The following is a 12,749-nucleotide window of genomic DNA, read 5'->3' as shown; positions in this document are numbered from 1 at the left end:
CGGAAAGCGGACAAAGGCGCTAATTTCGCCAACGGTTTTGAACAGGCTTTTAGCCTCTGGAACGTTTCAATAGCACATTTTTGCGACATGTGGGAAAAGCTCGTCGCTGCGAACGCTTTGCCAAACGGCGATCAGCGCTTAAGGGTCAGTTTCATAAGTGAAGTTGACGATCCGGGGGAAATTATGGCGAGCGTAGACAGTCTCATCAATGCCTTCACCACATTGATGGTGACCATCGATCCACCCGGGCTGGCACCGCTGTTCCTGGCGCTGACGACAGGCATGAACCGCAGCCAGCGGACGCAGGTCGCTTTGCGCGGTTCGCTGATTGCCTTTGGTATCCTCGCCGCCTTCGCGCTGTTCGGCTCAAGCGTGCTTGGCGTACTCGGCATATCGATCGGTGCATTCAGAATTGCTGGCGGACTGCTGCTATTCTGGATCGCCTTCGAGATGGTCTTCGAGAAACGCCAGGACCGCAAGGAAAAGACGGCCGAGGTGGCAATCACCCGGGATCATATCCATAACATCTCGGTTTTCCCGCTGGCATTGCCGCTGATCGCGGGGCCCGGCGCCATCTCTGCGACGATCCTGCTTTCTGGATCGCTGCAGAGCTCCGTCGATCGCTCGCAGTTGATCGTCGTGATCGCGGCCTGCCTGGTACTGACATTTGCAGCCCTGCTGATTGCCGAGCGTCTCGACCGCTTCCTGGGCATGACGGGACGTGCGATCCTGACGCGCCTCCTCGGCGTTATCCTGGCAGCGCTTGCCACACAGTTCGTCGTCGATGGCATCCGATCGGCCTTTGCGATCTGACCGGGTGTGCGCGGGTTAGGTGCGCGCCTTCAATATGTATTTCCAGATCGTGCCGCCGAAAAATCGATTGGCAATGACGAAATAGGCGATGACCAGCGCGAACAGCAGCATTGCCGGCCAGCCGTTCAGCTGGAAACCATCTTCAGTCATGCCGCCCGTCAGCAGCGCCACGAGGTAACCCAGGCCGAAAAAAGCGGTGATCAGGTCGAGGATAAGCGCCAGCACGCGTCTCCATGTCGACGGATTTCTTGGCACGAGTGCGTCTGACATTGCTGAAGTCCCTGTTATTCCGGCCGCAAAACGAAAGATGCACCCCGCAGGGTGCATCGGATAGTCCAATCTCAGAACGGAATGTCGTCATCAAGTTCGCGCGAGAAGTTTCCGCCACCGCCGCTATTGCCGGCGTTACCGGCATTGCCGCGACCGGATGACGACGATGGCGAAGACTGGTTGTAGTCGTCGCCGTAGCCCGAACCGCCGCCGCCGAAATCATTGCCACCACCGCCGCTGCGCTGCATGCCGCGACCGCCGCCTTCGCCAGCGCCGTCACCGCGTCCGTCGAGCATGGTCAAAGTGGAGTTGAAGCCCTGAAGGACGATTTCGGTCGAGTATTTCTCGATACCGGCCTGGTCAGTCCACTTACGGGTCTGCAGGGCGCCCTCGATGTAAACCTTGGCACCCTTCTTCAGATACTGCTCGGCAACCTTGCACAGACCCTCGTTGAAGATCACCACGCGGTGCCACTCGGTCTTTTCCTTGCGCTCGCCGGACGACTTGTCCCGCCACGTTTCGGAGGTGGCAATGTTGAGATTGGCGATCGGGCGACCATCCTGGGTCCGGCGGATTTCCGGATCAGCCCCGAGGTTCCCAATCAGAATTACCTTGTTTACGCTGCCCGCCATACCAATCACCCTGCTCGCCGCGCCCACCGGCGGCCCTGGAACATAATTGCACGCACCTTAAACCATCGGCCCCGCCCGGTGCGATCTAAGCGGCGGTCATCCACAAGGAATTTTGTTCTTTCTTTGTTCTAGTCAGCGGCTATGATTTTGTCAACCGAATCGAAAAGCGGGCGGAGAGTCGCATTTCAACCTCGACTCGCCGGCCTTCATCACTAGATAAGGGCTGAACAGGGATTTAGCGGAAAACGATGAGCGAACTGAAGACCATCTCCATCCGGGGTGCGCGCGAGCACAATCTCAAGGGTATCGACATCGATCTGCCGCGCAACAAGCTGATCGTCATGACCGGCCTGTCGGGCTCGGGAAAGTCGTCGCTCGCCTTCGATACGATCTATGCGGAAGGCCAGCGCCGCTATGTCGAGAGCCTGTCGGCCTATGCGCGTCAGTTCCTCGAGATGATGCAGAAGCCCGATGTCGACCTGATCGAGGGCCTGTCCCCGGCGATCTCCATCGAGCAGAAGACGACGTCGCGCAACCCACGCTCGACGGTCGGCACCGTTACGGAAATCTACGACTACATGCGCCTGCTGTTTGCCCGCGTCGGCGTGCCCTATTCGCCAGCCACCGGACTGCCGATCGAGAGCCAGACCGTCAGCCAGATGGTCGACCGCGTGCTCGCCTTTGGCGACGGCACCCGCCTTTATATTTTGGCGCCGATGGTGCGCGGGCGTAAGGGCGAATACAAGAAAGAGCTTGCCGAGCTCATGAAAAAGGGCTTCCAGCGCGTCAAGATCGACGGACAGTTCTACGAGATCGCCGATGCGCCTGCCCTCGACAAGAAGTACAAGCACGACATCGACGTGGTCGTCGATCGCATTGTCGTGCGCGCTGATGTCGCGGCGCGTCTGGCTGACAGCTTCGAGACGTCTCTGCGGCTGGCGGACGGACTGGCCGTGGCGGAGTTTGCCGACAAGCCATTGCCGCCCGAGGAAACCTCTGCCGGCGGTTCCGCCAACAAGTCGCTGAACGAGACCCACGAACGGGTGCTGTTTTCAGAGAAGTTTGCCTGCCCGGTGTCCGGCTTTACCATTCCAGAGATTGAACCCCGCCTGTTCTCGTTCAACAATCCAGCCGGCGCCTGCCCCTCCTGCGACGGTCTCGGCTCGCTGCAGAAGATCGATCCCGAGATGATCGTCCCCGAGCATGAGCGCACCCTTCGCGATGGCGCGATTGCCCCGTGGGCCAAATCGACGTCTCCCTATTACAATCAGACGCTGGAGGCGCTCGGCAAGCATTATGGCTTCAAGCTCTCGAGCCGCTGGAGCGACCTGCCTGCTAAGGCCAAGGAAGTGATCGTGCACGGCACGGAAGACAAGATCGAGTTCCAGTACGCCGACGGTGCGCGTGCCTACACGACGCACAAGAATTTCGAAGGCATCGTGCCCAACCTAGAGCGCCGCTGGAAGGAAACAGACAGCGCCTGGGCGCGCGAGGAGATCGAGCGCTATATGTCAGCGGCTCCGTGTCCCGTCTGCGCCGGCTACCGGCTGAAGCCGGAAGCGCTGGCGGTGAAGATCGCCACGCTGCATATCGGCCAGGTCTCGGAGATGTCGATCCGCAACGCCCGCGACTGGTTCGAGACGCTGCCGGCGATATTCACGTCCAAGCAGAACGAAATCGCGGTCCGCATCCTCAAGGAAATCCGCGACCGGTTGCGGTTTCTCAACGATGTCGGGCTGGAATATCTGAGCCTTTCCCGCAATTCAGGAACGCTCTCGGGCGGCGAGAGCCAGCGCATCCGGCTCGCCTCCCAGATCGGCTCCGGCCTTACGGGCGTGCTCTACGTCCTTGACGAGCCTTCCATCGGCCTCCACCAGCGCGACAATGCGCGCCTGCTGGAGACACTGAAGCATCTGCGTGACATCGGCAACACGGTCATCGTCGTCGAGCACGACGAGGATGCGATCATGCAGGCAGACGATGTCGTCGATATCGGCCCTGCAGCCGGTATCCATGGGGGCGAGGTCATTGCGCATGGCACGCCGCAGCAGATCATGGCGAACCCGAATTCGCTGACAGGCCGCTATCTGTCCGGCGATCTCGGCGTGCCCGTGCCTGCAGAGCGACGCAAGCCGAAGAAGGGCAAGGAAATCAAGATTTTTGGCGCCCGCGGCAACAATCTGAAGAACGTTACGGCTGCGATCCCGCTCGGCGTCTTCACCGCCGTCAGCGGCGTCTCGGGCGGCGGCAAGTCCACCTTCCTGATCGAGACGCTCTACAAGTCTGCGGCCCGCCGCGTCATGGGCGCCCGCGAAACGCCGGCCGAGCACGACCGCATCGATGGCTTCGAGCATATCGACAAGGTCATCGACATCGACCAGTCGCCGATTGGCCGGACGCCACGATCCAACCCGGCCACCTATACCGGCGCCTTCACGCCGATCCGCGACTGGTTTTCCGGATTACCGGAAGCCAAGGCGCGCGGCTACCAGCCGGGCCGGTTCTCGTTCAACGTCAAGGGCGGACGCTGCGAGGCCTGCCAGGGCGATGGCGTCATCAAGATCGAGATGCACTTCCTGCCCGACGTCTACGTCACCTGCGACGTCTGCCACGGCAAGCGCTATAACCGCGAGACGCTCGACGTCACCTTCAAGAGCAAGTCGATTGCCGACGTGCTCGACATGACCGTCGAAGAAGGCGTCGATTTCTTTGCTGCGGTGCCTGCGGTGCGTGACAAGCTACAATCGCTGAAGGACGTCGGTCTCGGCTATATCAAGGTCGGACAGCAGGCCAACACGCTCTCCGGCGGCGAGGCGCAGCGTGTCAAGCTGGCCAAGGAATTGTCGAAGCGCTCGACCGGGCGCACGCTTTATATCCTCGACGAGCCGACGACAGGGCTTCATTTCCACGATGTTGCCAAGCTGCTGGAAATGCTGCACGAATTGGTCAACCAAGGCAATTCGGTTGTCGTCATCGAGCACAATCTCGAGGTCATCAAGACCGCCGACTGGGTGCTCGACTTCGGCCCCGAAGGTGGCGACGGCGGCGGCGAGATCGTGGCAGTTGGCACGCCTGAGACAATCGTCAAGGAGAAGCGGTCCTATACCGGACACTTCCTCAAGGAATTGCTGGAGCGGCGGCCCGTCAAGAAGGCCGTGGCTGCGGCAGAGTGATCTCCCGGCGAACAGACACTCGAAGCGCCGGATACCGGTACGATAAATAGACGGGGGAACCATATGACAGCGGCAGGCACCATTCGCACCGGCATCGGCGGCTGGACGTTCGAGCCCTGGCGCGGGACGTTCTTCCCCGACGATCTCAAGCAGAAGGACGAGTTGCGCTACGCCAGCAGCAAGCTGAAGGTGATCGAGGTCAACGGGACCTACTATGCGACGCAGAAGCCGGCGACCTTTGCAAAATGGGCCTCCGAGGTGCCGGATGGCTTCATATTCAGCCTGAAGGCGACGCGTTACGTCACCAATCGCAAGATACTGGCGGAAGCCGGGGAATCGATGGAGCGGTTTCTGAAGTCCGGCATCAGCGAGCTCGGCGACCGGCTGGGTCCGCTGCTCTGGCAGTTCGCACCAACGAAGAAATTCGATGCTGAAGACTTCGAAGGCTTTCTGAAGCTCCTGCCGCTGAAGCAGGACGGACTGTCGCTGCGGCACGTCGTTGAGGTACGCCACGATTCGTTCAAGGTGCCGGAGTTCGTCGCGCTGCTGGAGAAATACCAGGTGGCCCCGGTTTGTGCCGACCATCATGACTATCCGATGATCGCCGATGTGACCGCCGATTTCGTCTACAGCCGCCTGCAGAAGGGCTCCGATGAAATCAAGACCTGCTATCCGCCGAAGGAACTGAAAGAGTGGGCGGAGCGCCTTCAGACCTGGGCAGAAGGCAAGTTGCCCGCCGACCTGCCGCTGATCGATTCTGCGCGCAAGGTGAAAGTCCAGCCGCGGGATGTCTTCGCCTTTATGATCCACGATGGAAAAGTCAACGCACCGCAGGGCGCCATTGCCCTGCAGGGCGTGCTTGCCAAATCCTAGTACGGGTCAGAGCGGCCTCACGTGGCCGACCAGTTCTTCGGCCGTCAGGCCCTTGCCGGCCCGGTTTCCCGCTTCGCCGTGCAGCCAGACACCGGCAGCCGCGGCCTCGAAGGCCGGCATGCCCTGCGCCAGAAGTCCGCCGATGATCCCCGCCAGCACATCGCCGGAGCCGGCAGTTGCCAACCATGGCGGCGCATTGCAGTTGATCAGTGCCCGCCCGTCTGGCGCGGCGATCACCGTGTCAGCGCCTTTATAGACGATTGCCGCATGCGAGCGCCTTGCGGCTGCGATTGCCTTCTCGACCTTGCCGAGAGCCTCATCCTTGGCGATATCCGGGAAAAGACGGCCGAACTCGCCTTCATGTGGCGTCAGCACAAGATGAGTCGGCCCGGTGGCAAAAGCATCGAAGAGTGCGTCGGGATCGTCCTTGAATGAGGTGATGCCGTCCGCATCGAGCACGAGATGTCGATCCACCAGCGCTGCCACGAACTGCCGTGCTTTTTCGCCTGTGCCAAAACCCGGGCCGAGAACGAAAGTCGATAGCCGTGCATCGTTGAGCCACTCCTCAAGAGCGGCTCTGTCATCGATTTCGCGCAGCATGATCGCCGTCAGCGCCCCCGCATTGACTTTGAGCGCGGCTCTGGAAGAGGCGATCGTCACCAGCCCCGCCCCAGCCTTCAGACCCGCCATGGCCGACATGCGTGCCGCACCCGTCGCCGTCTCGCTGCCGGAAAAGACGACAAGATGCCCGCGTTTGTATTTGTGGGTTTCCACCAAAGCCTCAGGCACGGAAGACCGCCACTGTTCCGGCGTGTTCTCGGCGATGAGCCCGTTGGCGTTTTCCCGGACGATGCGGGCCGGGATGCCGATATCGACGATCTCGAGCGTGCCGCACAGCTCCCTGCCCGGCATCAGCAGATGCCCGGGTTTGCGCGTCATGAAGCTCACCGTATGGGAAGCGCGAAAGGCGGCGCCCAGCACTCGGCCGGTAGCGCCGTTGACGCCCGACGGCAAATCGACGGCGATAACCGGGATGGAAGCGGCACGTGTTCGTTCGATCACGGCTGCGACGGCGTCAGGCACATCCCGCGCGAGGCCGGCACCGAAAATCGCATCGATGATGAGGTCGCCGGCCCGGGGCAGATAGGCACCGAGCGGCGAGCCGGCAATCGGACAGGCGGAAAAGGCGCGCGCCGCATCGCCCTTCAGCACGGCTGCATCTCCGAGGTGATATACGTCGACCTCGGCACCGCATTCGTGCAACGCCAAAGCGGCCACGTAGCCATCTCCGCCATTGTTGCCGGGGCCGCACAGGACCGCGTATCGCAGCGCCTCCGGACAATCCCGCAAGGCCGCAGCCGCCACCGCCCGGCCGGCTTTCTGCATCAGTCCGAAAGAGTCAATTCCTGAAGCCGCAGCGGCCTTGTCGACCGCCGCCATCGATTGGGGTGTCAGGAGGAGTTCAGCTAGGGTGTGTGTCATGGACGATAATGATCGCAACGACGCCTGAAAAACAATCAAAAAATCCCGCGTGCCGCCGACTTAAATTTGAGCAAAAGCACGCTTTTTAATCAGTCGAATTCAGGGCGTGTAGGCCGTTCCAACCGCTGCGGTCCGCCCTCCATTCCGGATATCGTCCGAAACGTGTCTGCGCATATTCAATTCGGGGCACGATATGTCAAACAACCCTGTATCAGCCTCAAAATTGCTCAAAACTGCAACATTTACCGAAACATCTCTGGATAATCTGGCATGATACGTGCATCAACAAGGGCGAGCGGGCAATGTCCGCTCTAACGGGAGAAGCGGAGAGACATTTTCTCATGAAAAAGATCGAAGCGATCATAAAGCCATTCAAGCTGGACGAAGTGAAGGAAGCCCTTCAGGAAGTCGGCTTGCAGGGTATCACTGTCACGGAAGCCAAGGGCTTCGGTCGCCAGAAAGGTCACACGGAACTCTACCGTGGTGCCGAATATGTCGTCGATTTCCTTCCGAAAGTGAAGGTCGAAGTTGTGTTGGCAGACGAAAATGCCGAAGCGGTTATTGACGCGATCCGCAAGGCGGCGCAGACCGGACGAATTGGCGACGGAAAGATCTTCGTTTCCAATATCGAAGAGGTCATCCGAATCCGTACGGGAGAGACGGGTATAGATGCCATCTAAGCCCTCGCCGGTGGCCAGGGCAAAATCGTCATAAAAAACCGAGGAAGCATCCCATGACGACCGCAAACGAAATTCTGAAACAGATCAAGGACAACGACGTCAAGTTCGTCGACCTGCGCTTTACGGACCCGAAGGGCAAGCTGCAGCACGTGACGATGGACGTTGCCTGCGTCGATGAAGACATGTTCGCCGATGGCGTCATGTTCGACGGCTCCTCTATCGGAGGATGGAAGGCCATCAACGAATCCGACATGGTGCTGATGCCCGACACGGAAACGGTTCACATGGACCCGTTCTTCGCGCAGTCGACCATGGTCATCCTCTGCGACATCCTGGACCCGGTTTCCGGCGAATCCTACAATCGCGATCCGCGCGGTACCGCCAAGAAGGCAGAAGCCTACCTGAAGGCTTCCGGCATCGGCGACACGATCTTCGTAGGCCCGGAGCCTGAGTTCTTCGTATTCGACGACGTCAAGTACAAAGCCGATCCCTACAACACCGGCTTCAAGCTCGATTCCAGCGAACTGCCGTCGAACGACGACACCGACTACGAGACCGGCAACCTCGGTCACCGTCCTCGCGTCAAGGGCGGCTATTTTCCAGTTCCGCCGATCGACAGTTGCCAGGACATGCGCTCCGAGATGCTGACGGTTCTCGGCGAAATGGGCGTCGTGGTTGAAAAGCACCATCACGAAGTGGCTGCGGGACAGCACGAACTCGGCGTCAAGTTCGACACGCTGGTGCGCAACGCCGACAAGATCCAGATCTACAAGTACGTCGTTCATCAGGTCGCCAACGCCTATGGCAAGACGGCGACCTTCATGCCCAAGCCGATCTTCGGCGATAACGGCTCGGGCATGCATGTGCACCAGTCGATCTGGAAGGGCGGCAAGCCGACCTTCGCCGGCGACGAGTATGCCGGCCTGTCGGAATCCTGCCTCTATTACATCGGCGGCATCATCAAGCACGCGAAGGCCATCAACGCTTTCACAAACCCGTCGACGAACTCCTACAAGCGTCTCGTCCCGGGCTATGAGGCTCCGGTGCTGCTTGCCTATTCGGCTCGCAATCGTTCGGCTTCCTGCCGTATTCCCTTCGGCTCCAACCCGAAGGCGAAGCGCGTAGAAGTTCGCTTCCCGGATCCGACTGCCAACCCATACCTGGCGTTTGCCGCCATGCTGATGGCCGGCCTTGACGGCATCAAGAACAAGATCCATCCCGGCAAGCCGATGGACAAGGACCTGTACGACCTGCCGCCGAAGGAACTGAAGAAGATCCCGACCGTCTGCGCATCGCTGCGTGAAGCGCTGGAAAACCTTGATCGGGACCGCAAGTTCCTGACCGCCGGCGGCGTGTTCGACGACGACCAGATCGATTCGTTCATCGAACTGAAGATGGTGGAGGTCATGCGCTACGAAATGACACCCCATCCGGTCGAATTCGACATGTACTACTCGGCCTAGTCATCAACCAGAAAGTCCCGGTCATCGCCGGGACTTTTTTTCTGCGCCGAGCCAGCGCGGCGTGCTTTACTGGTCTTGTCGGCCGCCTGACTATGGCAGCGCTGTGGGACAACGGCGGCAAAAGGCTTGAAAAATGTGGCGCATCGTCCCACATAATTGCGTGAAAGGAAGTCGCGCCATGAAACAAAAAGATGCAAAATTCAATATCGGCGAAGTGGTCCGGCATCGGGTGTTTCCATTCCGAGGCGTCGTGTTCGACGTAGATCCGGAGTTCGCCAACACGGAAGAATGGTGGAATGCCATTCCGACCGAGGTTCGTCCCAGCAAGGACCAGCCGTTCTATCACCTGCTGGCTGAAAACGAGGAGACGGAATATGTCGCTTATGTCTCAGAGCAGAACCTCGTCAGCGACGACAGCGGAGAACCTCTCCGCAACCCGCAGGTCTACCAAATCTTCGACCGCAAGACGACCGGCGAGCTCAAGCCCAAGATGAGCTTCGCCCACTGATCCCTCAACAGATACGCGCCTATGAAAGGAAGCCGACAAACCGGCTTGCTTTTTTGTCGTCTGACGATGAGCCATAAAAAAAGCCCGGCTGAACCGGGCTTTTTAGATCATACGCGTGTGGTGCTTACTGGGACTTCGCTGCCTTCTGGGCGTCTTCAAGCTTCTTGCGGGCTTCTTCAGCCTTCTTCTGCATGCTGTCCTGCAGGCTGCGCTGGCTTTCTGCGAGCTTGGTATCGGAGATCGCCGGGCCGTCATAGGCGGCGCCGAAGCCGGTCAGCGAAACCTTGATCGGGTTCGGAGCGCGGCGGAAGTTGATCGATGTGAAGGTCACGTCCGTGCCCTTCTTCAGCGATGCGATCGTCGCATCCGTCAGAGGAATTTCGGCTGTGCACTTGTCCGGCAGGCAGACGGCGTAATCGACCTTCTGGCCCTTGCCGCCATCGATCTGCATGGTGATGCCGGGCCCGATCAGGCGCGCTGTCGGGACGGAGATCTGCAGGATCTTGCGGTTGACCTTGCCGTCGATAGAGATCAGACCAATTGCCGTCACCAGCTGGCCGCTGTTGGCCATGATCAGGTTCTGGACGATGCAGATGTCGTTGTCATCCTGCTTTGCGCATGTCTTGTACCAGCCGAGACGTGGGGTCTGAGCGGCGCCATCGGCCGGAGCAGCCGGTGCATCCTGCGCAAAAGCCGGCGCAGCAGCGCCCATCACGAGTGCCAGTGCAGACAGAGCCGCGCGAATTGTTTTGTCAGTTTTGAACGTCATAGCGAAATCCGCCTCCTGAAATCCGATGCAAAGCAGCCTTCTGCCACCTCATGCCTTTCGGGTCAAACTGCTGTCCACCTGTCGAAAGAATAAGGCAAATGCATGACTCCGAACTGTGGATCACCTGTTACATGGCGTTGCTTCGGATATCCAGCTTTTCTTTGCATGTTTCGGCCGCAGGATGGACAAATCCGATGCCTATGTCTTGGATCGAGGAGGCCATGATAAGGTCGCCGTCACGAATCATGCCCTTATGGGAAAGGATGCCATGCGAGCGCTCCGGGTCGCGATTTATCTAGCTGCGGCAATGCTTTGCAAGACCGCCCAGGCGGACCCCGTGCACGGCCTTGTCATGCACGGCGATCCGGCGCTTGCCGCCGACTTCAAGGCCCTCCCTTACGTCAATCCGACCGTCAAGAAGGGCGGCCACATCAGCTACGGGGTGGTCGGTACCTTCGATAATCTCAACCCTTTCATCCTCAAAAGCATGCGGACGACGGCGCGCGGCATGTGGGATCCGGACTACGGCAACATCGTCTACGAAACGCTGATGCAGCGCTCGCGCGACGAGCCGTTTACCCTCTACGGCTTGCTCGCCCAGACCGCCGAATGGGACGACAAGCGGTCCTATATACAGTTCAATCTCAATCCCGCCGCCAAGTGGTCGGATGGCCAGCCGGTGACACCGGATGATGTGATCTTCAGCTTCAACCTTTTGCGTGACAAGGGCCGCGTGCCCTACTCGAACCGGCTGAATGCCGTTGCCAAGATGGAGAAAGTCGGCGAGCACAGTGTCCGCTTCACCTTCAACGACAAGGCCGACCGCGAGACGCCGATGATCATCGCCAGCTCGACGCCGATCCTGCCGCAGCATGCGATCGATCCGGATAAATTCGACCAGACGACGCTGGTGGCACCCATCGGGTCCGGGCCTTACCGGGTGAAAACGGTGAACCCCGGCGACAGCATCGTCTTTGCGCGGAACCCGGATTACTGGGGCAAGGATATTCCGGCCAAGGTCGGGGTCGACAATTACGACCTGCTGACCGTTCACTATTTCCTGCAGGAAAACACGCTGTTCGAGGCCTTCAAGAAAGGCGATGTCGATATCTATGCGGATGGTAGCCCCGGCCACTGGGCAAATGCCTACGACTTTCCGGCGGCGCGCTCCGGCGAGGTTGTAAAGGATGTCTTCAATCCCAAGCTTCCCAGCGGCATGTTCGGATTTGTCTTCAACACGCGGCGGCCGATCTTCGCCAACGCCAAGGTGCGCGAAGGCCTTTCGCTGGCTTTCGATTTCGAGTGGGTCAACAAGAACCTATCGTCAGGCGCCTATACGCGAACGGAGAGCTACTGGCAGGGCTCAGACCTGTCTTCCTTCGGCGTACCCGCCGATGCCCGCGAGCTCGAAATGCTGGGTCCGATCAGCAAGCGCATCGATCCGGCCGTGCTCGACGGTACCTACAAGCTGCCCGTCACCAACGGTTCCGGCCGCGACCGCACCGTGCTGCGCCGGGCCGTGGATCTGCTAAAGGCAGGTGGATACACGATCAAGGATGACAAGATGGTCGATGCCGGCGGGCATCAGCTGGCGTTCGAGATCATGACACAGAATGCCGACCAGGAGAGACTGGCAATCGCCTACCGGAGAACGCTGAACCTGCTGGGGATCGAGGTGGCGATCCGCACCGTCGACGATTCGCAGTACCAGCGCCGGACAATCAGCTTCGACTACGACATCATCATCAAATCGTTCACATCTTCCCTCTCGCCGGGCATCGAGCAGGTCGGGCGATGGGGTTCGGTGGCGCGTGATCGACAGGGCAGCGAGAACTTTGCGGGCGTTGCCGATCCCGATGTGGATACGTTGATCGGCCACATTCTCTCGGCGCGCGGCGTTGAGGATTTTCGCGATGCCGTCCGTTCCTTCGACCGGCTGTTGCTTTCCGGCCATTACTTCGTGCCGCTCTATCATATCGACCAGCAATATGTGGCTCGGCACAAACGGATAGGGCATCCGGCTGTCACGCCCCTATACGGCTATCAGCTGCCTGTGTGGTGGGATGCGTCGGTGCAGTGAGGTAGT

General features: G+C 59.7%; 11 protein-coding genes. 7 read left to right on the top strand and 4 right to left on the bottom strand.

Annotated features, from left to right (window positions below; translation table 11 throughout):
• The first annotated feature begins 183 nt into the window (after positions 1–183).
• On the top strand, positions 184–813 hold the full coding sequence (locus J5289_RS10610) for a MarC family protein (RefSeq protein WP_142822645.1): 630 nt from the start codon (positions 184–186) through the stop codon (positions 811–813).
• A 15-nt stretch (positions 814–828) separates the two neighbouring features.
• On the opposite strand, the gene J5289_RS10605 is transcribed toward J5289_RS10610, so the two are convergent.
• Together J5289_RS10605 and J5289_RS10600 are read right to left on the bottom strand one after the other, a co-directional pair.
• On the bottom strand, positions 829–1,083 hold the full coding sequence (locus J5289_RS10605; protein WP_209183710.1) for an RDD family protein: 255 nt from the start codon (positions 1,081–1,083) through the stop codon (positions 829–831).
• A 71-nt stretch (positions 1,084–1,154) separates the two neighbouring features.
• Positions 1,155–1,715: a single-stranded DNA-binding protein gene (locus J5289_RS10600; protein WP_111215778.1), complete on the bottom strand. Its 561-nt coding sequence runs from the start codon at positions 1,713–1,715 to the stop codon at positions 1,155–1,157.
• A gap of 248 nt (positions 1,716–1,963) precedes the next feature.
• Between J5289_RS10600 and uvrA the strand changes: the two genes are divergently transcribed.
• Together uvrA and J5289_RS10590 are read left to right on the top strand one after the other, a co-directional pair.
• Positions 1,964–4,888, top strand: a complete 2,925-nt coding sequence (uvrA, locus tag J5289_RS10595; RefSeq protein ID WP_209187457.1) for an excinuclease ABC subunit UvrA — start codon at positions 1,964–1,966, stop codon at positions 4,886–4,888.
• A gap of 63 nt (positions 4,889–4,951) precedes the next feature.
• On the top strand, positions 4,952–5,761 hold the full coding sequence (locus tag J5289_RS10590) for a DUF72 domain-containing protein (RefSeq protein WP_209183708.1): 810 nt from the start codon (positions 4,952–4,954) through the stop codon (positions 5,759–5,761).
• 6 nt (positions 5,762–5,767) lie between these two features.
• Here J5289_RS10590 and J5289_RS10585 read toward each other — a convergent pair whose 3' ends face one another.
• Complete coding sequence (locus J5289_RS10585) at positions 5,768–7,243, bottom strand: NAD(P)H-hydrate dehydratase (protein WP_209183707.1); 1,476 nt, start codon at positions 7,241–7,243, stop codon at positions 5,768–5,770.
• 341 nt (positions 7,244–7,584) lie between these two features.
• On the opposite strand from J5289_RS10585, the gene J5289_RS10580 reads away from it, so the two are divergent.
• From J5289_RS10580 to hspQ, 3 genes are all read left to right on the top strand, one after another.
• Positions 7,585–7,923 (top strand): P-II family nitrogen regulator, encoded by a 339-nt coding sequence (locus tag J5289_RS10580; protein WP_003579240.1) that lies wholly within the window; start codon positions 7,585–7,587, stop codon positions 7,921–7,923.
• Positions 7,924–7,976: 53 nt separating this feature from the next.
• Positions 7,977–9,386: a type I glutamate--ammonia ligase gene (glnA, locus tag J5289_RS10575; protein WP_142822635.1), complete on the top strand. Its 1,410-nt coding sequence runs from the start codon at positions 7,977–7,979 to the stop codon at positions 9,384–9,386.
• A gap of 178 nt (positions 9,387–9,564) precedes the next feature.
• Positions 9,565–9,894 carry a heat shock protein HspQ gene (gene hspQ / locus J5289_RS10570; protein WP_111215626.1) on the top strand — a complete coding sequence of 110 codons (330 nt, stop codon included), beginning with the start codon at positions 9,565–9,567 and terminating at the stop codon, positions 9,892–9,894.
• A gap of 124 nt (positions 9,895–10,018) precedes the next feature.
• Here the strand turns inward: hspQ and J5289_RS10565 are convergent, their stop codons facing one another.
• On the bottom strand, positions 10,019–10,663 hold the full coding sequence (locus J5289_RS10565; RefSeq protein WP_209183706.1) for an invasion associated locus B family protein: 645 nt from the start codon (positions 10,661–10,663) through the stop codon (positions 10,019–10,021).
• A gap of 268 nt (positions 10,664–10,931) precedes the next feature.
• On the opposite strand from J5289_RS10565, the gene J5289_RS10560 reads away from it, so the two are divergent.
• Positions 10,932–12,743 (top strand): extracellular solute-binding protein, encoded by a 1,812-nt coding sequence (locus J5289_RS10560; RefSeq protein ID WP_209206564.1) that lies wholly within the window; start codon positions 10,932–10,934, stop codon positions 12,741–12,743.
• Positions 12,744–12,749: the final 6 nt, after the last annotated feature.

Source organism: Rhizobium sp. B230/85, from assembly GCF_019355735.1.
Lineage (GTDB): Bacteria > Pseudomonadota > Alphaproteobacteria > Rhizobiales > Rhizobiaceae > Rhizobium > Rhizobium rhododendri.
The sequence above is the reverse complement of the archived record's forward strand: the minus strand, read 5'-3'. Positions and strand labels throughout refer to the sequence as shown.